22 protein-coding genes and 1 pseudogene are annotated in these 22,158 nt (G+C 69.7%); 12 read left to right on the forward strand and 11 right to left on the reverse strand.

Annotated elements, in window-relative coordinates; genetic code table 11:
• Window positions 1-137 precede the first annotated feature (137 nt).
• On the forward strand, window positions 138-1,631 hold the full coding sequence (locus H8R17_RS38155) for a transposase (protein ID WP_187827788.1): 1,494 nt from the start codon (window positions 138-140) through the stop codon (window positions 1,629-1,631).
• A gap of 1,177 nt (window positions 1,632-2,808) precedes the next feature.
• On the opposite strand, the gene H8R17_RS38160 is transcribed toward H8R17_RS38155, so the two are convergent.
• The gene (locus H8R17_RS38160; RefSeq protein WP_187827789.1) at window positions 2,809-3,786 is read right to left on the reverse strand and encodes a zinc-binding dehydrogenase; all 978 of its coding nucleotides are present in this window, start codon (window positions 3,784-3,786) and stop codon (window positions 2,809-2,811) included.
• A 55-nt stretch (window positions 3,787-3,841) separates the two neighbouring features.
• Here H8R17_RS38160 and H8R17_RS38165 point away from each other — a divergent pair, with 55 nt between their 5' ends.
• Both H8R17_RS38165 and H8R17_RS38170 read left to right on the forward strand, forming a co-directional pair.
• Window positions 3,842-4,222, forward strand: coding sequence for an ArsR/SmtB family transcription factor (locus H8R17_RS38165; RefSeq protein ID WP_399477838.1), 381 nt, complete (start codon window positions 3,842-3,844; stop codon window positions 4,220-4,222).
• Window positions 4,223-4,564: 342 nt separating this feature from the next.
• Window positions 4,565-5,320, forward strand: coding sequence for an amidohydrolase family protein (locus H8R17_RS38170; RefSeq protein WP_316959654.1), 756 nt, complete (start codon window positions 4,565-4,567; stop codon window positions 5,318-5,320).
• A 355-nt stretch (window positions 5,321-5,675) separates the two neighbouring features.
• Here the strand turns inward: H8R17_RS38170 and H8R17_RS38175 are convergent, their stop codons facing one another.
• From H8R17_RS38175 to H8R17_RS38210, 8 genes are all read right to left on the reverse strand, one after another.
• Window positions 5,676-6,140 carry a DUF4440 domain-containing protein gene (locus H8R17_RS38175; protein ID WP_187827790.1) on the reverse strand — a complete coding sequence of 155 codons (465 nt, stop codon included), beginning with the start codon at window positions 6,138-6,140 and terminating at the stop codon, window positions 5,676-5,678.
• Window positions 6,141-6,183: 43 nt separating this feature from the next.
• On the reverse strand, window positions 6,184-6,744 hold the full coding sequence (locus H8R17_RS38180; RefSeq protein WP_187827791.1) for a GNAT family N-acetyltransferase: 561 nt from the start codon (window positions 6,742-6,744) through the stop codon (window positions 6,184-6,186).
• A 43-nt stretch (window positions 6,745-6,787) separates the two neighbouring features.
• Window positions 6,788-7,927 carry a Xaa-Pro peptidase family protein gene (locus H8R17_RS38185; RefSeq protein ID WP_187827792.1) on the reverse strand — a complete coding sequence of 380 codons (1,140 nt, stop codon included), beginning with the start codon at window positions 7,925-7,927 and terminating at the stop codon, window positions 6,788-6,790.
• Between the two features lie 264 nt (window positions 7,928-8,191).
• Window positions 8,192-9,154, reverse strand: a complete 963-nt coding sequence (locus H8R17_RS38190; protein WP_187827793.1) for an ABC transporter ATP-binding protein — start codon at window positions 9,152-9,154, stop codon at window positions 8,192-8,194.
• Window positions 9,151-9,987, reverse strand: a complete 837-nt coding sequence (locus H8R17_RS38195; protein ID WP_316959655.1) for an ABC transporter ATP-binding protein — start codon at window positions 9,985-9,987, stop codon at window positions 9,151-9,153. Before H8R17_RS38195 ends, H8R17_RS38190 begins: the two co-directional genes overlap by 4 nt.
• Window positions 9,984-10,853, reverse strand: a complete 870-nt coding sequence (locus H8R17_RS38200; RefSeq protein WP_187827794.1) for an ABC transporter permease — start codon at window positions 10,851-10,853, stop codon at window positions 9,984-9,986. Before H8R17_RS38200 ends, H8R17_RS38195 begins: the two co-directional genes overlap by 4 nt.
• Window positions 10,850-11,899, reverse strand: coding sequence for an ABC transporter permease (locus H8R17_RS38205; protein WP_316959656.1), 1,050 nt, complete (start codon window positions 11,897-11,899; stop codon window positions 10,850-10,852). Before H8R17_RS38205 ends, H8R17_RS38200 begins: the two co-directional genes overlap by 4 nt.
• A gap of 4 nt (window positions 11,900-11,903) precedes the next feature.
• Entirely contained in the window at window positions 11,904-13,490 is a 1,587-nt protein-coding gene (locus tag H8R17_RS38210) for an ABC transporter substrate-binding protein (RefSeq protein ID WP_187827796.1), read from the reverse strand.
• 239 nt (window positions 13,491-13,729) lie between these two features.
• On the opposite strand from H8R17_RS38210, the gene H8R17_RS38215 reads away from it, so the two are divergent.
• The 3 genes and pseudogenes from H8R17_RS38215 to H8R17_RS47895 all read left to right on the forward strand — a co-directional run.
• Window positions 13,730-14,299, forward strand: coding sequence for an Lrp/AsnC family transcriptional regulator (locus tag H8R17_RS38215; RefSeq protein ID WP_316959657.1), 570 nt, complete (start codon window positions 13,730-13,732; stop codon window positions 14,297-14,299).
• Between the two features lie 548 nt (window positions 14,300-14,847).
• Window positions 14,848-15,084, forward strand: a complete 237-nt coding sequence (locus tag H8R17_RS38220; protein ID WP_187827798.1) for a hypothetical protein — start codon at window positions 14,848-14,850, stop codon at window positions 15,082-15,084.
• 231 nt (window positions 15,085-15,315) lie between these two features.
• Window positions 15,316-15,687, forward strand: a pseudogene (locus H8R17_RS47895) (transposase); the annotation flags it as partial.
• A 52-nt stretch (window positions 15,688-15,739) separates the two neighbouring features.
• On the opposite strand, the gene H8R17_RS38225 reads toward H8R17_RS47895, so the two are convergent.
• Together H8R17_RS38225 and H8R17_RS38230 are read right to left on the reverse strand one after the other, a co-directional pair.
• Window positions 15,740-17,557 (reverse strand): transposase, encoded by a 1,818-nt coding sequence (locus H8R17_RS38225; RefSeq protein WP_262505841.1) that lies wholly within the window; start codon window positions 17,555-17,557, stop codon window positions 15,740-15,742.
• A 101-nt stretch (window positions 17,558-17,658) separates the two neighbouring features.
• Window positions 17,659-18,981, reverse strand: a complete 1,323-nt coding sequence (locus tag H8R17_RS38230) for a DNA-binding protein (protein ID WP_262505842.1) — start codon at window positions 18,979-18,981, stop codon at window positions 17,659-17,661.
• A gap of 295 nt (window positions 18,982-19,276) precedes the next feature.
• Here H8R17_RS38230 and H8R17_RS38235 point away from each other — a divergent pair, with 295 nt between their 5' ends.
• The 6 genes from H8R17_RS38235 to H8R17_RS38260 all read left to right on the forward strand — a co-directional run bounded on the left by H8R17_RS38235 (window position 19,277) and on the right by H8R17_RS38260 (window position 22,094).
• Entirely contained in the window at window positions 19,277-19,726 is a 450-nt protein-coding gene (locus H8R17_RS38235) for an ATP-binding protein (RefSeq protein WP_187827799.1), read from the forward strand.
• Entirely contained in the window at window positions 19,723-19,974 is a 252-nt protein-coding gene (locus H8R17_RS38240) for a hypothetical protein (protein WP_187827800.1), read from the forward strand. Before H8R17_RS38235 ends, H8R17_RS38240 begins: the two co-directional genes overlap by 4 nt.
• Window positions 19,971-20,168 carry a hypothetical protein gene (locus tag H8R17_RS38245; protein WP_187827801.1) on the forward strand — a complete coding sequence of 66 codons (198 nt, stop codon included), beginning with the start codon at window positions 19,971-19,973 and terminating at the stop codon, window positions 20,166-20,168. The genes H8R17_RS38240 and H8R17_RS38245 overlap by 4 nt, the downstream gene beginning before the upstream one ends.
• A gap of 23 nt (window positions 20,169-20,191) precedes the next feature.
• On the forward strand, window positions 20,192-20,896 hold the full coding sequence (locus H8R17_RS38250) for a hypothetical protein (protein WP_187827802.1): 705 nt from the start codon (window positions 20,192-20,194) through the stop codon (window positions 20,894-20,896).
• A 69-nt stretch (window positions 20,897-20,965) separates the two neighbouring features.
• Window positions 20,966-21,778 (forward strand): aminoglycoside phosphotransferase, encoded by an 813-nt coding sequence (locus H8R17_RS38255; protein WP_262505843.1) that lies wholly within the window; start codon window positions 20,966-20,968, stop codon window positions 21,776-21,778.
• Window positions 21,779-21,911: 133 nt separating this feature from the next.
• On the forward strand, window positions 21,912-22,094 hold the full coding sequence (locus H8R17_RS38260; RefSeq protein ID WP_187827803.1) for a hypothetical protein: 183 nt from the start codon (window positions 21,912-21,914) through the stop codon (window positions 22,092-22,094).
• Window positions 22,095-22,158 lie beyond the last annotated feature (64 nt).

A 22,158-nucleotide genomic window follows, 5' to 3' on the forward strand; every position in this document is an offset into this window, starting at 1 on the left:
GGCGAGGCTGTCGCACGGCTCCTGCCCAGTGAAGGTCAAGAGCGATTCGTTGTTCGGTTCCGAGGATCAGGGAGGCGTCGGATTCTTGGCTGGTGGGGCGGAATTTCTTGTCGTGCGACCATGAACGTGATCTTGAGATGCCAAAGGATGTGCGGGACTGGCTGCCGCCCGAGCACCTGTGCTGGAAGGTGCTCGATGTCGTCGAGCTACTTGACCTGTCGGCGTTCGAGAACAGCTACCGTGACGACGGGCGGGGCGGTGTGGCCTACCCTCCCGCGAGGCTGGTTGCATTGCTTCTGTACTGCTACAGCAAGGGAGTGCGCTCCTCCCGCCGTATCGAGCAGGCGTGCTGGGACGACGTGGGTTGCCGGATCATCACCGCGAACCGCCGAGTGGACCACTCCACCATCGCGCGGTTCGTACGACGTCACCGTGCCGCCTTGAACTCGCTGTTCGTGCAGGTGTTGTCGCTGTGCGGCCGACGCGGCCTGGTCGATCTCTCGGCGGTGGCCGTGGACGGTTCACCGATGGAGGCGAACGCCTCACGCGACGCCAACCAGCGCCTCCAGCGCCTGGAGGAGACCATCTCCCAGTGCGAGAGCGAGATCCACGCGCTGATGGAGGACGTAGTCGACCACGCGCTGAGCGTCGAGGCCGACGGCGCGGCACCCCAGCGCGATGGCGAGGACGGGTGCGACAACTGGCCTCGCCTGTCGCGGCTGTGCGACCGGCTCACCCGGGCGCACTTGGCCAGGGACAGACTGCATGAACGGGCCATGCCGTCACCCACCGAGATCCGGATCAAGGTCGAGGCCGCCGAGCGGATGGTGGCTCGCGCGGAGAAGCGCCTGGTCGCCGAGACCGAGGCTCACCAGGAGAAGCTGAAGAAGTACGAGCTCCGCGCCCGAGAGGACCGGGCGGCAGGACGTCGTGGAGCGAACGGACGGCCGCCGGTCCCGATGGAGCACAAGACCGTCCTCGTTCGCCAGCGAACGCGACTGGTGAAGATGCGGGCCTGGCTGGAACGGGCCCGCACACCCCGACCGGCCCCCTCCCCGGAGTCCCGTGCCTGCCTGAGCGATCCCGACTCCCGGCTGGTTCCCGGCAAACGCGGCGGCTACCTGCAGGGATACAACATCCAGATCGTGTGCGCTCGCCGTCAGTTCTTGCTGGCCATAGAAGCGCACGACAATCCCTCGGACAGGACGGCCCTCGTTCCGATGGTGAAGAAGACGCAGCACAATCACCAGGCCGCAGGGCTCCCCGGGGACATCCAACTCTGGCTCGCCGACAGCGGGTACGCCTCCGCCGCCGCCTTCGAGGCCCTCGCCGACCTCCCGCTACTGGTCTCGGTCACCAGCGATGCCGACCAGGCAGGCTTTCCCGCGAAACGTCAGCAGGCCCCTGCCGGCCAGCAGGACATGGCGGCCCGCCTCGCCACCCCAACAGGACGGGCCCAGTACCGTCAACGCAGTGCCCTGGTCGAGCCGGGATTCGCCCAGATCTTCCAACGCTTCGGACGACACCTCAACTACCGCGGCCGCCCGGCGGTGGACGCCGAGATCAAGCTCCTCGGCACAGTCCACAACCTCAACAAGCTCATCAACCACACGCCCAAGACGCACTCTTGACCTTCACCGGGCAGGAGCCGTGCGACAGCCTCNGCACAGTCCACAACCTCAACAAGCTCATCAACCACACGCCCAAGACGCACTCTTGACCTTCACCGGGCAGGAGCCGTGCGACAGCCTCTGGCTTCTCCAACGCGTGCACCACAACCTTCCCGCCCCGGCCCTGGACGCCCTCCCGGCTCGAAGAACCGCCGCACCGCATCGCGCTACGACGTGGGCCGCGTCCTTGCCACCGGCGAGGCATATACACGACCCGCCCACCACAAGACGGGCACAAAGCCCCGTCGAACTGGATAAACGACAAGTTTAGCAGGCATTACACAGCCGAACTCCTTCCGCCGCCCACCACCCTCCCCAGCTCCCATCCCGTCCGCCGTCGACCCACACACCGTGGAGCGGGCGTGGTTCCTGGCGTCCAGGTGGAGCGCGCCACTGTACGAACGACCTGGACGCCAGGGGCCGCGTCTGCTCGGCTTCGCCTGGGTCGATGGCGGACGGGATGGGAGCTCCCCGCGCACGCCACCACGGGCCCGCAGACGGAAACGGCGCCCCCTCCATCCCGGTGCCGGCCGATCCCCCGCCTGAGGCGTTGGTCTTGACCCCTGCCGACTGACGCGGGTTCCTCTTCTTCGCCCGCATGCAGGTAGCGCGCCGCCGGGCGCGGCCAGCCGGGGCGAAGACAGGAGGCAGGCCGCGCCGACAAGGCGGCGCGCGCCCGCGCCGTGCGCGGGCCTTGAACCCGTGAAGAAGGTTGTTACTCAGTAGTGGATGTGATGCGCCACAAGGGCGCGTCGTACTGTTCCGGGCGGCTGTTGATGAGCAGTTGGCGCAGGTCCTCGCGCAAGGAGCCGTTGAGGTTCGACGCGCTCAGGTTCTGCGCAGTCAAAGGTGACTTGGAACTGCTTGATCGATGACATCGGCGCTCCATAGTTAGGGGGCTCTGGTGCCCAGCTCCCGGTAGCAAGTCGATCACGTGGCGGGAGCCGACCAGCGCGATGGTGAACAGGCCGAGTAATTCGATCGTGGCGACGATCCCGACCGGGAGCGTTCCTGCATTCCTGGGTCCGTGTCCTTGGAGCCCGAGGCACGGCACGCGCCCGGGCCTCTTGCTTCTGTCGGGGGTGACCGGCGGGATGAACCCGCCGCCTGCCGGCCCGTCGTGTGCGGGAACCTATGGTCAGTCGGAGATGCGCAGCAGCAGCTTGCCCGTGGACGTGCGTCCGCCGATGAGCTGGTGTGCGCCGGCCGCGTCCGACAGGGGGAAGTCGGCGGTGACGGGAAGGGCGACCGCTCCGTCGCAGACGGCTCGCAGGGCGCGGTCGGTGAGCGCACGCAGGGCGTCGGGTGCGGACTGGGCGAGGGCGAGCACGGAGAAGCCCCCGACGGAGCGGCCCCGCGCGTACAGCTCGCCCTGCCCGGCCCGCCAGGGCTCGGCGCCGCTGGCGTTGCCGAAGGACACCAGGCGCCCGAAGACGGCCAGTGCCTCCAGGCCGCGGCGCAGCGTGTCGCCGCCCACCGGGTCCAGGACCAGATCGACGCCCCTGCCGCCGGTCGCCCGGCGGACGTCCGTCTCGAAGGTGTCGGGCCGGAACACCTCGTCGTAGCCGTGCCTGAGTGCGTAGTCGGCCTTGGCGTCGCTGGAGGCCACCCCGTACACCGCGCCGGCGCCCGCTGCCCGGGCCAACTGCCCGACGGCCGTGCCGATGCCGCCCGCCGCGCCGTGCACCAGCACGCTCTCCCCGGCCCGCAGCCGCCCCACCTCGTGGACCAGGGCGTGCGCGGTCGGCAGCACGGTCGGCAGCGTGGCCGCGGTCCGCAGGTCCAGCCCATCGGGCAACGGGAAGACCCTCGCGGCCTCCGCGAGCACGACCTCGGCATAGCCGCCGCCGTCGACGAGCGCGGCGACCTCCTGCCCCGCCCGCAGACCCTCGACACCCTCCCCGACCGCCCGGATGCGCCCGGAGACCTCCAGGCCCGGACGGTAGGGCAGCGACGCCACCCGGTACCCCTCGGTACGCGCCTTCACGTCCGCGAAGTTCACCCCTGCCCAGACGGCCTCGATGGCCACCTGGCAAGGGCCCGGCTCGGGTGCCGGAGTCTGCACGACCTGCAGCACCTCGGGACCGCCGTACTCCTGGAACTCGACCGCACGCATACGCAAATCCACCTTCCGCGAGTGTTCAACCAGAAGCGAACACTAGCACTGTATGATGGCCATCGAACACTGGGCGGAGGAGGACATCGGAATGTCGGACCAGGCTGAAGGCGCCAGTCACCGCCCGGCGCCCGTGCACACACACCCCGACGACGTCCCGCTTCTCACCGTCCTGTCCGCGCTCGCGGATCCCGTGCGCATCCAGCTGATCCGCGACCTGGCCAGCCACCCCGAATGGGCGCTCAGCTGCAGCAACTTCGACGTACCGGTCGGCCGGGCCGCAAAGAGCCACCACTTCTCGGTCCTGCGCGACGCCGGCCTGGTCGAACAGCGCGACCAGGGCCCCAAACGGCTCAACCGGCTGCGCCGCGAGGAGTTCGACGCCCGTTTCCCTGGCCTCCTCGACCTGGCCCTCCGCGCCGACGACACCGAGTAACAGCGGTTGGCTCCTCCACGCGGCCGTCCGTCACCGCAGCAGGGCTCAGCGTCTGCTGCCGCCGGGCGTCAGCAGACTGGTGACCTCGGAGATCGCCTCCGCCGTGTTATATGTGGGACGACTTCAGACCGGTCCCGAAGCCGACGTCCCGTCATCCGTCCTCCAGGGCAAACGAAGGCCTGGCGCACGATCTGACACAGATGTTCCTCAACCCTGTGCCGCCGGACGAGGACGCAGGAAGAGCACTCCAGCGACCTCGGAAGTGCGCACTCAAGAGACTGAACAGAAGAACTTGACGGGGAACATCCCTGCTGCGCCGGGCTCGGTCGGGTGGCCGACGGAGTGGACGCGGTACGTACAGCGGTACGGGACGAACTGCGCAAGGGAGCCCACCACATCAAGGTCATGGCCTCCGGCGGTGTCGCGTCGCCGACAGACCGGATCGACTCCACCCAGTACTCGATGGAGGAGCTCCGCACGGCTGTCGAGGAGGCCGAGGCGGCCAACCGCTATGTGACCGCGCACGCCTATACCGCGCGGGCGGTGAACTGCGCGCTCGAAGCGGGCGTCCGGTCGATCGAGCACGGCAACCTGATCGACGATCGCAGTGTCGAACTCCTTCGCGAACGCGACGCGTTCCTGGTTCCGACCCTGACCACCTACTGGGCGCTCAAACAGGAAGGACCGGCCCACGGTCTCCCATCATCGAGCCACCGCAAAGTCGACGACGTGCTCCACGGCGGGCTCGCCGCCCTGGAGCGGGCCGCCCGCGGCGGAGTCAGGCTGGTCTACGGCACCGACCTGCTCGGCGGCATGCACCGTCACCAGAACCAGGAGTTCCGCCTCCGGAACCAGGTCCAGCCGCCGATCGACATCATCCGGTCCGCCACCACGACCGCCGCCGAACTGCTCGGCATGGCGGGCGAGATCGGCACGGTGGAGGTCGGTGCGCTGGCCGATCTGATCGTGCTGGACGGCGACCCGTTGACCGACATCGATGTCCTGGCCGAGCCCCGCCACATCACCCACGTGGTGCAGGGAGGTCTGCTGTACGAGGGGGAAGACCAGGCCCATGCCGGCGCTGTCGATCACCCGTAGCCCGAGCCGACTGGCGGCAGCCAGCGGGAACACCGCCTCGACGGGGTGGCCCTGCCGTTGCATGAGACCGGCGACGGCACTCGTCTCCCGTCGGGGGCAGGTCGGCCAGCGCGATACCGGAGCCGACCTGCCCCCACGGCCGTCCACAGGTTGTCCTCGGGGAGTGCGACGGCACGGACCAGCGGGACCGGTCCGTTCTCCTCCAGCAGCGCGGTCAGCCATACCTGGAGCGAGACCGCGCCCGTGTCGCCGATGGTCGGGGGTGCAGAGCTGCGCGCCGGCCCCAGGATGTGGTCCGCGATGTGGTCCGCAAGTTAAGGAGGTGGTGGGCTCGCGGCTCACCGCACCGCCGGAGCTACGTGCCCACAGCACCCTGGACGTCCTCGTGCAGATGGATAATCAGCCATCCGTCGTCGCCGGCACCGCGCCGCAGGACGGCGGTGTTGCGTACCAGTTCCGGCGGGGCGGCATGGAAGTCGACTCGCAACCAGTAACGGGCCACGGCCAGGTCCGCGAAGACGTCGATGACCTGGCCGTACGCGGTCAGCCCGGATTCCACGGGACCGCCCTCGGCGGCCGGGCGACTGTCCCGGATGCGATCCAGTTCGGCCTTCCCGAACAGCAGTCCGGGGGTCGCGGAGTCCCAGACGGTGGCCTCCGGGTCGAGGAAGGAGTCGACGCGCTCTCGGTCGCCGGACGGGTAGGCCTCGTACATGCCGTTGATCACCGCCCAGACGGCCGCGAGGTCGGCAGGTCCGCCGCCAGGGCGCGCGCCCATGGACATGGACAGGGCGGCGGGACGGGGTGGTGTAGCGGGCATGGCTAGGTCCTTCGGTGGGAGGTGTGCGGTGCTGGTGCGTGGGTCAGGGCCGGTCATGCGCCCAGGTCTGAAGGGCCAGCGGGCGTCCCTTGATGACGGCGTTGAGCGGTGGCTCGTCCGTGAGGTGGAAACGCACGGCGCGGGCGACCGCGATGCTGGCACCGTTCTCCGCCTCGATGCCCAGCGTCACCCGGGGCAGGCCGAGGGCGTGATGCGCGTAGTCCGTTATCACCTTCAGTGCCCTGGCCCCCAGGCGCTGACCGCGGTGGGCGGCTCCGACGGTGTAACCGAGGCTCACGGCGGGGTCGTTGGCGCTCTTGCGGATGAGGAGGACCTCGCCCAGCGGAAGGCCACCGTCGGCGGTGATGGCCAGTCGCAGGCGCAGGCCGTCGGCGCGTTCCTGTCGTGCCCTGCCCAGATAGGCGTGGGCGGCGGCGGTGTCGAACGGTGAGGCGAGCGGGGTCCAGTACGCGATGTCGGGGTCGTCGAACAGCTCCGCCATGGCGGGCAGGTCGGCGTCGGCCCATTCCCTCAGGACGAGGCCCTCACCTTCGAGCCGGACCTGTGGGGGGAAGGTGAGTCGGGTGGCGTTGTCGCTGGTCAACGATAGTACCTGTCTGTCGTTTCGTTGGCGGTGGTGTCGGGTGTCAGGGGAGTACGACCAGGTCGCGGCCGGTGCGGTTGAGGCGCTCCCCGCCGTCCTCGGCGCAGATCACGATGTCCTCGATGCGGACGCCGTACCGGGCGGGGAGGTAGATGCCTGGCTCGACGGAGAAGGCCATGCCGGCGGCCAGGGGCAGTTGGTTGCCGGCCACGATGTAGGGCTCTTCGTGGGTCTCTAGGCCGATGCCGTGGCCGGTGCGGTGGATGAAGTACTCGCCGTATCCGGCGCCGGCGATGATGTCCCTGCCGACGGCGTCGAGTTGCTCGGCGGTGATGCCGGGCCGTACCGCGTCGGTCTGGGCGGTCTGGGCGCGCAGCAGCACGTCGTGGAGTCGGCGGAATTCCTCGGGCGGCTCGCCAACTGCGTACACGCGGGTGGAGTCGGAGCAGTAACCCTGCTGGGTGGTGCCGCCGATGTCGACGACCACCGGGTCGCCGGGCAGGATCTTCCGGTCGGACAGTTCGTGGTGCGGGCTGGCGCTGTTGGGTCCGGAGCCGACGATCACGAAGTCGGCCCGGACATGGCCCTCGGCGACGATCGCGGCCGCGATGTCCCGGCCGACCTCTCGCTCGGTGCGACCGGCCCGCAGCCATTCGCCCATGCGGGTATGCACTCGGTCGATGGCTGCCCCGGCCCGGCGCAGGGCCTCGGCCTCCTGCGGGGTCTTGCGCATCCGCAGCTCGTTCAGCACGGCTCCGGCGAGTTCCTGCCGGGCGGCAGGCAGAGCGGCGCGGAAGGCCAGGACCTTTTCCGCCCACATGCGATGGTCGACGCCCACGACCGCCGTCCGGGAGGAGAGCCGGGCCGCGACAATGGCGTAGGGGTCGTCGGTCTCGTTCCAGCCGGTGATCTCGATGCCGAGGCTGCCGGCCGGGGATGCCTGCGCGGCAGGCTCTTCCAGGGCCGGTACGACCAGGAACGCGTGGCCTTCGGCGGGGAGGACCAGGCAGGTCAGCCGCTCCAGCGGCTTGGCGTCGTAGCCGGTCAGGTAGCGCAGATCTGCGCCGGGGGAGATCAGCAGGGCGTCCAGCCCCGCGTCGGCTGCGGCCGCGCGGGCGTCATGGAGGCGATTGGCCGGATAGAGGTCCTGGCCGGGCTCGGTGGTGTTGGTCCGGTCGTGCATCAATTCTCCGTAGACGTGGGCGGCCGGGAGGGCCGCGAGCGGATGCCGCGGCAGCGGCGTGGTCGGTTCAGGCTGCCGCCGATTCGGGATAGAGGGGGCAGTTCTCGGCTCCGGCCGGTGGGACCCTGTGAAGCCGCAGCTGCGTGCAGTGCTTGGGCCGAGTCCTGGCGAGCGTTGCCCGCACGGCGGCGCCGCGGGGTTGTTCGCCTGTGTTCGCCGGCCCGGCGGACAGGCGCCGGGCCGCGGGCTGACTGCTTTGGTTGGTCAGGCGGCCGCGTAGAGGTGGCAGGCGACACCGTCGGCGATCAGCTGCGGTTCCTCGCGGTCACAGTCGTCGAAGGCCCGCGGACAGCGGGGGTGGAAGCGGCAGCCGCTCGGCGGGGCGGACGGGTCGGGTACGTCGCCAGGGAGTTCGGCGGGCAGTCGGCCTGCGCCGTCGGGCTGGGGGACGGCGGCCAGCAGGGCCTGGGTGTAGGGGTGGCGGGGGTTGTCCCAGACCTCGGCGGTGGGGCCGATCTCCACGATCCGGCCGAGGTACATCACGGCGATGCGGTCGGCGATGAGCCGTACGACGGACAGGTCGTGGCTGATGAACAGCAGTCCGGCGCCCGACTCGACGGCCAGCGACCGCATCAGCGTGGCCACTTGGAGCTGGGCGGAGGCGTCGAGGGCGGAGATCGGTTCGTCGCCGACCAGCAGGCGGGGCCGGGCGGCGAGGGCGCGGGCGATGGCGATGCGCTGCCGCTGGCCGCCGGAGAACTCCTGGGGGTAGCGCTGCGCGGCGCTCTCCGGGAGGCCGACGCGGGTCAGGAAGTCCTCCGGGGTTTCTGGGCCTGCGGCCTCGCCGCGCCCGGCCGCCGTGCGGATGCCGTCGGCGATCTGGGCGCCCACCCGGCGGCGGGGGTTGAGGGATCCGTACGGGTCCTGGAAGACCATCTGGACGGCGGTCAGCGCGGGGGCGCGGCGGCGCACCTTCAGCGGACGTACCGGCGTACCGTCGAAGGTGATCCCGCCCTCCTTGGGTGTGGTCAGCCCGCAGACCGCGCGGGCCAGCGTCGACTTGCCGCAGCCCGACTCGCCTACCAGCCCGACGACCTCCCTGGCCCGCACCTCCAGGCTGACCCCGGCGACCGCGCGGGTCGGGGGCGCGCCGGGGCGGTGGTACTGGACGACGAGGTCGTCGACGGAGAGCAGCGGCGGCGTTGGCGGCGGGGTCGGCGGGGTCATGCGGTGCTCCTTCCGGGGAGCGCGTCCAGGAGCGTACGGGTGTAGTCGTGCCGCGGCTCGGTGAGCACCTGGCCGCGCGGGCCGGTCTCGACGACGAGGCCGTGGCGCATCACGCTGACCGTGTCCGCGACGGCGGACATCACGCCCAGATCGTGGGTGACCAGCAGGACGGCGAGGCCGAGTTCGTCGCACAGGCCGCGCAGCAGCCGCAGCACTCCGGCTTGCACGGTGACGTCGAGCGCGGTGGTCGGCTCGTCGGCGATCAGCACCTTGGGCTCGCAGGCCAGTGCGATGGCGATGGCGATGCGCTGCCGCATCCCCCCGGAGAACTGATGCGGGTAACGCCGCAGCGCCTCGCCCGGGTTGGGGATGCGGACCTGTCCGAGCAGCTCGGCGGCCCTGGCCCGCGCCGTCTTCCGGTCCAGCTTCAGGTGGTGGCGCAGGTGGTCGGTGAGCTGATGCCCGACGCTGAGCATGGGGTGCAGGCTGGTGGACGGGTCCTGGAAGACCATGCTCACTGCACGGCCGCGCAGCGCGCCGAGTTGCCGGGGCGGCAGCGTCAGCAGGTCGGTGCCATCGAGCTGGATCCGCCCGCTGGTGCGGGCGCCGTTCGGCAGCAGGCTGAGGACGGCGAGGCCGGTCATGGTCTTGCCGGAGCCGCTCTCGCCGGCCAGGCCGTGGATGCGGCCGGGCTGGAGCGCGAGGTCGACGCCGTGCAGGATGCGGTGGACGCCGCTCTCGGCGGGCAGGTCGAGCGTGAGCCCGGTGATCTCCAGTACGTTGGCGGCGTTTCCGGCGGTCTCGGCAGTGTCGGTGGTCTCGGTGGTGGTCACGCCACACGCTCCTTCTCCGCGCCGAGGCTGCGGGCGGTGCCCGGGTCGAGGGCGTCCCGCAGCGCGTCGCCGAGGAAGTTGAAGGCGAGCACGACGGTGAGGATCGCCAGTCCCGGGAAGACCCCGATCCACCACTTGTCGAACTGCTGCGTGCCGGCCGCCACCATCGCCCCCCACTCCGGGGTCGGCGGCTTGGCGCCCAGCCCGAGGAAGGACAGCCCGGACAGCAGCAGCGTCGCGGTCCCGATGTCGAGGGTGGCCAGCACCAGCAGGGGCCCGAGCACGTTGGGCAGTACGTCCACGCGCAGCGAGCGCCAGGCGGAAAAGCCCAGCAGCCGTCCGCTGAGAACGAATTCGCGTGTCCGCAGGCCCATGACCAGCCCTCGGGTGACGCGGGCGTACGAGGGCCAGGCGACGACAAGGACGGCCAGCACCGCGTTCTGCAGGCTCGCGCCGAGGGCGGCGGCGACGACCATCGCCAGGATGACGGTCGGGAAGGCGAACACCAGGTCCGCGATCCGCATCACGGTCTCGTCCACCCAGCGCCCGAAGAACCCGGCGCAGGCTCCGAGGACCCCGCCGATCAGCAGCGACATCGCCACCAGCAGCAGCGCGAGCGGAATGGACACCCGGGCCCCGTACAGCACCCGGCTCAGCACGTCCCGGCCCAGCTCGTCGGTGCCGAACCAGTGCCCGGCGCCGGGCCCGGCCAGCCGGGGCAGATCCTGCGCCAGCGGATTGTGCGGGGCGAGCAGCGGGGCGGCCAGCACGATCACCAGCCAGACGACGCCGACCGCGCCGCCGATGACCGCCAGCGGCCTGCGCCAGGCGCGCGGCAGCCGCTTGAGAAGGCTGAAGCCTTTCACTGCACCCTCACCCTCGGGTCGATCACGCCGTACAGCACGTCCACGGCGAGGTTGACGGTCAGATACACGATGCCGACGACCAGCCCGACGCCCATCACGGCCGGCAGGTCGAGGGTGGTCGCGCTCCGGTAGGCGTACGCCCCGAGGCCCGGCCAGGCGAAGATCGACTCCACGAGAACGGTGCCCGACAGCAGCGTCCCGAAGGCCAGCCCGGCGACCGTGATGACGGGCACGAGGGCCGCCCGGAGCACGTACTGGAAGAGCACCGTCCGGCCGGGCAGCCCCTTGGCGCGGGCAGCCCGTACGAAGTCCTGACCCAGCACGTCCAGGACCGCGGAGCGCGTGAAGCGGGTCAGCAGGCCGACGGTGTACGCGGTGAGCACGAGCGCCGGGAGCATCAGGTGACCGACCGCGCTCCAGAACACCGGCCACTGCCCGGCCAGCGCCGCGTCAACCGTGTACATGCCGGTGACCTGCGGCGGAGCGGTCATGTCGGGCGCGAGACGGCCGCTGCCCGGGGCGATGCCGAGCCGGTAGAAGAAGACGTAGAAGGCCAGCAGCGCCAGCCAGAACGTCGGCACCGACACCCCCAGCAGGCTCACCACCCGCAGCAGTTGATCGGTGAACCGGTCCCGGCGCAGTGCCGCGACCACACCGAAGGCCACGCCGATCACCAGCGAGACCACGATCGCGGCCCCGGCCAGCTCCAGCGTCGCCGGGACGGCGGTCGACAGATCCGTCAGCACCGGCTGATGGCTCTGCTGCGACTCGCCCAGATCCCCCTGAAGCAGGTGGCCGAGGTAGGTCACGTACTGCACGGGCAGCGGCTTGTCGAGGCCGTTGTGGTGCCGGAACTGGGCGACGACGGCCGGATCGCCGATCGCGCGCTGGCCCAGGTTTGCCGCGGCCGGGTCGCCCGGGACCAGGTTGGTGAGGACGAAGGTCACAAGCGTCACGCCGAACGCGAGGAGCACGGCGGTGGCGGTGCGCCGTAGCAGGAACCGTGCGAGCGGGTGGCGGGCGAGGAGCCGCCCGCCACCGCTCACGCCCTTACTTGGTGCCCAGCGCGGCGACATCGATCGTCCACACGGGGTTGTAAGCGATGCCGGTGACCGACGCGGCGGAGACCGTGTTCCGGCTGGGCTGCATGAGCGGGATGAAGGGGCCACTGGCGTTCATCCGGGTCTGGATCTGCTCGTACAGCGTCTTGCGTGAGTTGTCGGCCATCGTGCTCGCCGCCTTCTCCCCGAGGGCGGTGAGCGTGTTGTCCGCGCCGGCCTTCCAGCCCGCCCGCAGGCCGACCAGATTGCCGGGCAGGAAGACCAGGTAGTCGCTGGGGTGCGGGTAGTCCGGGCCCCAGTACCAAAGGCCCATCTGCTCCTTGCCGTTGCGGTAGTTGTCCAGCTCCGTGGTGGTCGGCGCGGGGGCGAGGGTGACGGTGATGCCGACCTCCTTCAGCTGTGCCTGGACCCGCTCTGCCAGGGTCTGCAAGGACAGTCCGTCGACGGTCAGGTCGCTGGCGTAACCGAGGGTCACCGAGGGCTTCTTGATCCCGCTGGCCTTCAGTGCCGCCTTGGCCCCGGCCAGGTCGCGGCTGGTGGCCTGCGAGGCGGGCAGCGCCCCGAGGAAGGTGGACGGGATGATTCCGGCGGGCTGGACCGAGCCGGAGCCGGCCAGCGTCAGCAGGCTCTTGTAGTCGATGCCCTTGCGTACCGCCTCGGCGAATCTGGCGTTAGCCGTCGTGCTGCTGACCTTGGTGTTCTGATTCAGCAGCAGGAAGATCACGTCCGACGAGGCCCCACTGCTCACCTTGAGTCCGCCGGTCAGTCCCTTGACCTGGTCGGAGGTCAGGTCAAGGGCGATCTGGCTGTCGCCGCGCTGCACGTTGAGTTTCTGGGCGGGCGCCTGGACGTTGCGGATCACGATCTTGTCGTAGGCGGGCTTCTGCGACCCGGTGTACTTCGGGTTCTTCGTCAGGACGACCTGGGTGTTGGTGTTGAAGGAGGTCAGCGTGTACGGGCCGGAGCCGGCCGAGGTGGTGTTGAGGTACTTCTCCGCGCCGTCCGCCGCGGTCGCGGAACCGCCGTGGGCCTGTACCGTCTTCGCGTTCACGATGCCGAGAGCAGGGTTGGGCAGGATGAATGGCAGCGCTGGGTTCGCCTTCTTGGAGACCAGGGTGACGGTGGAGGCGTCCGTCTTGGTCACCGTCACGCCGTCGAGCAGAAACGACGGGTTGCCCTTGAGCGCGATCACCCGCTTCAGCGAGAACACTACGTCGTCCGCGGTGACGGCGCTCCCGTCGGAGAACTTCGCGCCGTCGCGCAGGTGCAGGGTGAGCGTCCTGCCGTCGTCGGACTGCTCATACGAGGACGCCAGCCCCGGCACCGGCTTGGTGACGTCGCTGCCCTTGAAGGTCAGCAGCGTCTCGTAGAGCGCCTTGTCCACGATCTGCCCGGTCGGCTCGAACTCACGGCCCGGGTCAGCGGTCTTCAGGTTGAACGACGTGTCGACCACCAGGGTCTTGCCGCCCGAGGAGCCGGAGGGGCTCGCAGCACCCGAGCAGGCGCTCAGGGCGAGCGCCGCGACGGCGATGAGCGGGAGTGCCGCCGGGTACGACCCGGTGCGCGATCTGGACATGCGTGCCTCCGAGAGCAGAGCAGAGCGGAAGAAGACCAGGCGAGCTCGACGGCCGCCGGGAGGAGTCCCTGGACGATTCACCGTTAGGGTGGGGCGAAACTAACCAACACTTTCTGCTGTCGGGACCAGTGCAAGACAAAAATCAAAGGAAGGGCGCAACTGTGGGAGATATGTCAAGCCCTGATGGGTCCGGCGATCGCCGCTCTGGACGGATCGGCATCGGCCTTGCCCTGGATTCGGTGCATTTCAAGATCCTTGACATCCTCCGTACCCAGGGCCGTATCTCCGTCGCCGCCCTCGCCCAGCGCGTCGGCGTCTCCCGCGCGAACGCCTACACCCGCGTGGAAGCCCTGCGAGCCGACGGGGTGATCAGCGGGTTCAGCGCCCGGGTCGACCATGCCCGGGTGGGCCTGGAGATCTGTGCCCTGATCTTCGTCACTGTCCGCCAGGAGCTGTGGAAACAGTTCCGCACCGCTCTGGCCCAGATGCCGGAGGTGGAGTACTGCGCCGTCACCACGGGCCAGCACGACGCCATGATCCAGATCCGCGTGGCCGACGTCGCCGCCGTGCACCGCCTGGTCACCGACCAGCTGTCCACCATTCCAGCGGTACGCGCCACCGAGACCGTCATCATCCTCGACGAAGTACTCCGCCGCCCCTACGTCCTGCCGTCCACCCCCGGCTCCAGCGAGCCGACGCCCACCACCCCTCCGTGTACCCCCGGTACGAGCCAGTTCGGCATGACCCGCTTCATCCGCGCCGCCGACGGCCGCGCCGACCTCCGAAGCGGCACCGACTCGGAAGACTGACCCCTGAGGCCTGATCACACTCGCCGACAGGGTGCTCCCCGACCAAGAGCGGGAGCGGGCCAAGGCTGAGGTTGATCAGGCAAGAGGTTGCTGTCGTCAGCCCCACCCGGATCGAGCATCCCCTCGCCGGGATCTGCTCGTCTGGACGAGGACGCGCGCTGACGCCTATCGCTATCCCGGTCGTCACCAGCCGATGGTCAGGCGGGTCTCCTCCGCGGCGTCGGGCCGCGCACCTGGATGGAGAGCAGCTGCGACACCTGCCGCACCTTCTCTGTACAGAAGGCCGCGTCCGAGGACAGCACCGAAATCAACCGCCTGGGCGCCTCTCGCCCGTAGAGTCCTCCTCGGCCGCCGGGTTCGGCGAGACGTGATGTCCGCCACAGGCAGCGGCGGAGAATGGAACACGATGGCCCGTCGTAGCGCGACACGCACCCGAGGCTCGGCCCTGGTGGAAGGCGACACGACCTGCGGGGGACACGATCTCTGCTGACACAAGCTGGGGGCTCGGAGTCGACCTCGCGGACAAACCGCGCCGCTTGGACCAAGCGATGATCGACACAGTCCACGACATCGTCGACGGATGGGTGGCACCCGATTCCGACACCTACGTCGAAGTCGCGAACAACATCACCGAAGCGTTCCAGGCCGCCGCCCGGAAGGCTGGCGGCTGGCCGGGACTCGCTGACGCGCATTTCCAGATCGGCGCCCGGTTCGCCCACTCGAAGAACTCCATCGAAGCCGCCCACGCCTGGCTGATGGGACAGCCGCCTGCTGCTGACGGCTAGACACTGGCCGGGACTTGACCGTGCGGGTACGCTCCAGGCCCTCCCTCCTGAGCCGAAGGCGAAGGACTGGAGCGATCTTCGTCAGGTTGTGCGGTGTGGATCACCCGCACCGTTCACCTCCTCGCTGTGCACCTCCGCCATCGCTCGTTCCTGTCTTCCGGTCCGGTGCCTCAGGACGTCGCGCGTGCGGAGTCCTCGCGGGGGAGGACGGTGTAGATGAAGGGTCTGTACGCTCACCGGTGGACGTGGTTGGTGATCGCCGCCTACGCCCAGCTCCGACTCGCCCGCCCGCTCGCCACTGACCTTCGACGGCCCTGGGAGAAACCGGCCCCGCCGAATAAACTGACACCCGCCCGCGTCCGCAGAGGGTTCAGAAACCTGCACGCGAAGACCGGCTCCCCAACCGGTGCACCGAAACCCATTCGCCCCGGGGCCGGTCGGCCACCAGGTTCGAAGAACGGCCGCCGGGCCCTCCGTTATGACGTGGGCCGAGTCCTCGCGACCGGCGAGGCGTTCAGCCGCCCTGCCCACCACAAGGTCGGCACCAAACCAAGGCGAACGAGACAAGAAGAAACCGACCGCGAGGGAACCAGGCTTGCCTGATCGTCCAAACTCGGGGCTCAGAAGCGCGATTGCCCTCCTTCAGCACGCGGGTTCACTGTCCAGGATGCCCTCGACAGTCAGCGCACCTTCGATAGTTGCGCTCAGCCACTCTGCCAAGTTGATGCCCTGAGCTTGACTCTGTCGGTGATCTTGGAACTGGAGAGGTCAGCTGCCGAGGGGTTCGCCAGGACTTGAGGTGGGGGATCTCGCGTTGATCAAGGTAGCTCTGGAAGGCGGTCGGCTGCCGGGGCGAGGGTCCTGCTGCGGTCGGTGGCAGTCCGCTGAGTCGCCCGATGTTAACGGCGATGGCGGTCAGAACGTGTTGGAGGTGGGCCTTGTTCTGCCCTCGGTAGCGACAGCGTCGCAGGCCGTGGCCGTGGGCGAACTCGTTGACCGTGCCCTCGACCCCGGAGCGGACCGCATAGCGGGCCTTCCACTCGGCGGTCTGCTGCTCGGTTCGAATGCGAAGTTGCAGGTCGCGTAGTTCGCGCGGAGGAAAGCCCACGTTCCGGGCGCTTTCGCGGGAGGTGGTGCACTGGGTCCGGGCCGGGCAGGGGTGACACTGGCCCTTGGTGAACCGAGCCACGATCAGCGGGGCCGCGGTCGGCGAGGAGGTCGGGTAGGGGCCGTGCCAGCCCCGGCTCACTTGGCCTTGGGGGCAGGTGACCTGCCGGCGGTCGTAGTCGATGTGGAAGTCGTCCCGGGCGAAGCCCTCGTTCCGGCGGTGTTGCCGGGTGGGGTTGCCCCGGAGCGGCCCGGAGACGGTGACCTGGTGATCCCGCGCGGCTTGTTCCAGGTGAACCAGGGAGGTGTAGCCGCTGTCGACCAGATGCTCGGTGGGCAGCAGGCCACGGCGGCGCAGACGGGTGTGGATGCCGGCAGGACCTTGCTGTCGTGCGTGGTAGCCGCGGTGGTGGCCACGTCCGTGATCACGTTGGGGCCGTCGGGGGCACAGGTCTCGGTCAGATGAGCGGCGAATCCCTTCCAGCTGATGATGTGTCCGTGGCGCGCGTAGCGGGCCGACGTGTCGTAGGGAGAGACGATCGCCCGGGACGAGGGCGGCAGCCCGGGCCCGCTGTCCTCTTCGGTGCGCCAGAGCAAGCGGCCCGCAGCGTCGCGGTAGTAGTTCTGCACCACTACCTGGCGCAGAGCCTGGACGCGAGGGCCGAACGCCCGGTCCGTCCCGTGCCGGTAGAGGTGTTCCAGGAGCCGGACGGCGTCGTTGCCAGTGGCCAGGATCCTGGTCTTGGGCTTGGTGGGGTTCTTGCCCAGACGCCACCGGTCGGCCGTAGCGGCGCCCCCAGTCCTCATCGACCAGATCGTCCAGCAGATGACCGGCGGTGCAGACGACTTCTTCCAGCGCCGCGCGGACCGCCTCGGTGATCAGTTCCAGGCGGGTCAGGTCCCGGACTGCAGCCAGGACGTGGGTGGAGTCGGTGCGCTGCGTGGTGCGCTCACGCACCAGCCCGGCTTCCTTGAGCCGCGCCAACGCGAGGTCGAGGAGGCGGTCGGCGCGGTCGCCCTCGGTGAGACGGTCACGGAAGTCGGCCAGCACGCTGTGGTGGAAGCCGGGGTCGTCCAGCTCCATTGCCATGGCGTAGTTGAAGTCGATGCGGCAGCGGACCGCCTCGGCGGCCTGCCGGTCCGACAGGCCGAGCAGGAACTGCAGCACACAGACGGTGGCCAGCTGGGCGGGCGAGAGGCCCGGGCGCCCGTCGCGCGGGTACCAGTCGGCGAAGTCCTCGTCGCGCCACAGCCCATCGAGCCGGTCGCGCACCCATATCGCCGTCGTGCCATCCGGGTTGCTCGCCCGCGCGATCTGCGCGGTCAGAGGCGGGACTTGCTCACCGGAACGGGGACGGAGGGACAACGGGCACCTCGACGGCTGCATCGGTCATCGGAACCACACGAGCATGCCCGTTGATCACACTGTCGCGCCGCGAAACTCCAAGATCCCCGACAGAGTCAAGCTCAGGCCTCCAGCTGAAGCAGGGAGGACCGGCCGCTGATCTGGTGCGTGGTCGCGGTGCTCGTGAAGTCCTCCACGCGGTCCCGGAGTTCGCGGGGCAGCGTCGCCCCTCGGAACGCGGGCTGCGTCAGGTACTCGCGGATCTGGCCCGTGCGCACGAGCACGCCGGTGACGCGCTGGTCTCCCGGGATGCTCCACAGCGGGGTGAGCGCATCGGCGGCGCCTTCCACGTCGTTCGCGAGGAGCCGGGCCATGGCCAGATCGGACGCGGCCCCGCCGAGGACGTGAGCGGAACGGTCCGCCTGCGGCTTCTGGGCGATGAGTTCGAGGGCCCGGGTCGCGGACTGTGCGGCCTGGTCCCCGTCGTGGATCAGCAGCGCGGTGGAACTGCTGGACATGGCCAGGCGCTCCGGGGTGAAGCCGAACTCTCCGCCCACGCCGTCGTGGAGGTCGTCCCGGGCGCCGGTGTCGACTTCGGCGGACATGCGCAGGGCACGGCGCGCGGACTCCACGTCACCGAGGTATCCGTGTGACCGGGCCTCGATCGCCAGCAGGCGACGCATCGCGACGTCACCGAGTCCGCCGTAGGACTGGGCGCGGCGAGCCTTGCTGACGGCCTCGGTGGGCATGCCCTGGAAGTAGGCGATGTACGCGAGTATCCCGTCGGCGAACGCGCGCAGGGGCTCGAAGCGGGCGGCTTCCCCATACACGTCGGCGGAGCGCACCATACGGCGGGCGGCGTCGAAGGCGCCGAGGTCGAAGGCCGAAGCTGCGAGCAGGGCCATGGTCTGGCCAAGGAGTTCGAGCAGACGCTGCTGCTGGGCAGGGATCCGGGTCCGGTCGCGGAGACCGAACACCTCCTCCCGGAGTTCCCGGCCGCGCCGGAAGGCCTCGCCCGGCGCGATGGAGGCGTACTGGAGGGCCAGGGCGGCCACATCGTCGGTGAGCTGGTCCAGGCTTGTGTCGGAGACGGACGCCGCGGCGGCGCTGGCGTCGTCTTGGGCTTCGCGAGCGGTCATTTCGATCTCTTCATTCAGGTAGAACGCGGGTGCCGGGGAATCGGTCCGCTCAGGCGGGGCGAACAGGGCCACGGCGTCCAGGCCGAACATGGCCTTGAGGACACGGCGGGTGTCGTGTGACAGCTGGTCTGCGCCGACCTGCCCACCTCTCCAGCGGCGGTATGTGCGCTCACTGCACGTGGGGTTGTTGACGCCCTTGCCGATGACCTCGGTCGCGGTGCTGCGGAACAGCTCCTCGAACTCCGGCCAGCCCAGGCCGCGCCGGTCGCACTCTTGCTTGAAAAGCGTCTCGGGTGGTGTCCCCACGTCGCTCCCCTTCGTCGAGCCTGACCCTCGGCGGCTCGCCTACGGATCGATCCCTTCCTGTGAAGGGGATACCGCCGTTCTCTTCTAGTGCAACACATCTGTGGCAGGTGGCACTTGACTGGCCGTCTGGTGGCACGTGGCCGTGAGATGGCCGCTGGAATGGCACGGGCGCGACATGGCGGTGGCACCCCGTGCAGCGACACGCTGATCGTCAACCCCGCGGCGCGGCGCGCCCCCTGACCATTCCCCCCAGGGGGCGGGCCGGTCGCCGAGACAATGCGAAGGCTCCAGCCCCATGACGAGTCTCAGTACGCCAACTCAGGCCGCCCCCACCGGCCACCCTGCCTACATGCAAACCTTCCCGTGCCAGCCGGAGACGGCCGAGATAGGCCGCAAGCTCGTGCGTGACGCGCTCGGCGTATGGCACCTGGACCACGCCGTCGGCCTTGCTCAGCTGTTCATGTCGGAACTGGTTGCGAACGCCGTCCGGCACACCGGGTGCCACTCGATCCGCCTCAGCGTCGGGCGGCCGAGCGAGATACGCGTGCGTGTCGGGGTGGTGGACCGGGACCCCTTACACCTGCCGGTACTTGGCCGGGTCGCTGAGGACGACGAGTCAGGCCGCGGCCTGCTTCTCATCGACGCTATGGCCGACCGCTGGGGCTGGGACCTGCGCGGTGGGCCCAGACGACGCCCATGGGGCAAGGAGGTCTGGGCCGAACTCCTCATCAAGGGGGACGAGTGAGCGCCCCGACGGCGGCGACCATGCCGCTTCCCGCGGTTGGCAGCCTGCGGCCCCGGCAGCAGATGGCCATGGAGTGCGCCCTGTGTGCCCGGTACCTGGGGGCGAGCGGCCGGGTTCTGGGCGATGTGCGTCACCGCGGCCGGCCGTTCCGGCTGTGGGGCTGTGACCCCGGCTGCCATTCGCCCGTCGCCGGCCCGTTCCATCCGCCCGCCCAGCAGCGGCCCGAGCAGAAGGGAGCCGGGACATGAACCCGCAGGGCGAGGTGTGGGTGACCGGCGACTGCTGGCTCGGGTGCGAGCGCACCGGCGTGCCCGTGATCTGGCTCGGGCCGGTGCAGTGGCAGGGGCAGCACGCCCCGTTCATGGCGTGTGAGCCGTGCCTGAACCGCCTCATGAAACAGGCCATCGACTACTTCATGCAGAGACAACCGGCCGTCGCCTGACTGGCCCTGGACCAGGTGGACTCATGACCGCGCAGCAGTACTACTGGAACGGCATCCACGTTCCCTACATCAATCAGTGGACGGCGGAGGCCGTCCGACAGCCGCAGCTCATCCGGATTCGCGGGCGCGGCGGGGAGGGCATCGGCTACGAGGATGAGGATCCCGTCACGGACCGCTGGCATGAGGCGTTGTGGGTACGTTCCGGCCTTGCGCGGGGCCGTGGCCGCCCGGACTTCGCCCGCATCAGCTCACTTCGGCAGAAGCGGGCCATGAGGTACAGCCTGTGTCAGGTGTGCGAAGAGCCCGTTCTCGACTCGGGAGCGGATGAGCGGACCTTGCACTTGCTGGGCGGCGCTACGTCGATCGGCGAGGGCGAGACGACCGCCGCGCCGCCCCTGCACGCCCGCTGCGCGTTGGAGTCGATCGAGGCCTGCCGCCACCTGCGGCGCGGGTGGGCCGCCGCTCTCGTCGAGTACAGCCCGCTGTGGGGCGTGGCCGGAGTGGTGCACGACCCGGTGACGCTGGCTCCACTGCCCAGTCCCGGACGGCGCCCCTTCGAACTCACTCATGTGCCCATCGGTGATGAGCGGATCCGGTGGACGCTGGCCAGTTTCACGGTGGTCAGCCTCCACCGCGTTACGCCGGTCTCCCTGGAGGAGCTGCGCGCGATGGCTGCTGAAGAGGAACGGCGCGATGCGGCCGACCGCGAACCGATGAGCGCCGCTTAGCTTCTGTCCGGTGGCCCGGATGTCGTCCGGCCCTGGCCATCGGGCAGGTCGTTGCACCTTGGAGGCTCCATGCCCACCCCGCGTCTGACCGATCTCCCGGACGCAGCGCTGCGGCTGATCGAGAAGGCGAGTGGCCCCGTCGCCGACATCGAGATCGTGACCGCGGGCCTTAACAGCACCATCGCCGCGCGTGTGAGGACGACGGACCGCACGCTGTTCGTCAAGGGCCTGCCGCTCGATCACCCGTGGGTGTGGACACAGAAGCGGGAGGCCGACGTCGGCCCGTACGTGGGCAGCGTCGCGCCTGAACTTCTCTGGCACGTGGAAGAGGACGGGTGGAGCCTCCTCGGCTTCGAGCACGTCCAGGGAGGGCACGCCGACTTCACGCCTGGCTCACCCGACCTGCCGGCGGTCATGGCCACCATGGCGTGGCTGGCCGAAGTACCGGCACCGGCCGTCGAACTGAAGACCATGCCGCACCGGCTCAGGACGTACGTCGAGGACCCCGGCGAGCTGTCGTGGTTCGCCGGGAACAGCCTGATCCACACCGAGTGGAATCCGCACAACGTCCTCATGACGGACCGTGGAGCCCTGCTCGTCGACTGGGGCTGGGCATCGATCGGTGCGGCCTGGATCGACCCGGCGCTGTGGCTGCTGTGGCTCATCGCCCACGGCCACACCCCCGGCCAGGCCGAGAGCGAAGCTGCCGCCCATCCGGCGTGGGAGACGGCCCCGCCCGCAGGCCTTGACGCGCTCGCCCGCGTGCAGCGCCGACTGTGGGACTCCATCGCAGCCGAGAGCACCGACGACTGGGCGAAGCCGATGCAGCGTGCGGCACAGGCCTGGGCCGAGCACCGCACCGAGAGGATCGGCGAACGATGAAGTGGGTCACGGTCGGCTGAAACCGTCCCCAACAGGCGGCGGGCTAGCAAGACCCCGCTCCGGCCGTCCCCTTGAGACGGTCGGCGGCCGGAGCGGTACTCGATGAGAACCGAGCAGAAAGAGTATGCGCCGCGTGAAGGACAACAAGAACAGCACCGTCAAGGCTGCGAAGGCCGAGATTCGGCGGGAGACCAAGAACACCAAGGCCGAGCCCACCACGCAGCAGACCCAAGGAGCGCTTGCGGACCGGCACGTCCGCAGCCACACCCCGGACAGCCTCTACGGCGACGACGAGGACGCAACAGCTACGGAGTAACCAGAGCTTGTTCCGGCGCGGAGCGGCAGGCCCTCCGGCTCTCCCCGGCCTACGTCAACATCAG

Source organism: Streptomyces sp. TRM68367 (assembly GCF_014495685.1).
Classification (GTDB): domain Bacteria; phylum Actinomycetota; class Actinomycetes; order Streptomycetales; family Streptomycetaceae; genus Streptomyces.

Coding starts and splice junctions, on each gene's coding strand:
- H8R17_RS38175 (WP_187827790.1), bottom strand. CDS start 6,140: ATGCCCGCTACACCACCCCGTCCCGCCGCCCTGTCCATGTCCATGGGC.
- H8R17_RS38160 (WP_187827789.1), bottom strand. CDS start 3,786: ATGCGTGCGGTCGAGTTCCAGGAGTACGGCGGTCCCGAGGTGCTGCAG.
- H8R17_RS38245 (WP_187827801.1), top strand. CDS start 19,971: ATGAACCCGCAGGGCGAGGTGTGGGTGACCGGCGACTGCTGGCTCGGG.
- H8R17_RS38185 (WP_187827792.1), bottom strand. CDS start 7,927: ATGCACGACCGGACCAACACCACCGAGCCCGGCCAGGACCTCTATCCG.
- H8R17_RS38210 (WP_187827796.1), bottom strand. CDS start 13,490: ATGTCCAGATCGCGCACCGGGTCGTACCCGGCGGCACTCCCGCTCATC.
- H8R17_RS38235 (WP_187827799.1), top strand. CDS start 19,277: ATGACGAGTCTCAGTACGCCAACTCAGGCCGCCCCCACCGGCCACCCT.
- H8R17_RS38165 (WP_399477838.1), top strand. CDS start 3,842: ATGGCCATCGAACACTGGGCGGAGGAGGACATCGGAATGTCGGACCAG.
- H8R17_RS38155 (WP_187827788.1), top strand. CDS start 138: ATGCCAAAGGATGTGCGGGACTGGCTGCCGCCCGAGCACCTGTGCTGG.
- H8R17_RS38190 (WP_187827793.1), bottom strand. CDS start 9,154: ATGACCCCGCCGACCCCGCCGCCAACGCCGCCGCTGCTCTCCGTCGAC.
- H8R17_RS38255 (WP_262505843.1), top strand. CDS start 20,966: ATGCCCACCCCGCGTCTGACCGATCTCCCGGACGCAGCGCTGCGGCTG.
- H8R17_RS38220 (WP_187827798.1), top strand. CDS start 14,848: ATGATCGACACAGTCCACGACATCGTCGACGGATGGGTGGCACCCGAT.
- H8R17_RS38250 (WP_187827802.1), top strand. CDS start 20,192: ATGACCGCGCAGCAGTACTACTGGAACGGCATCCACGTTCCCTACATC.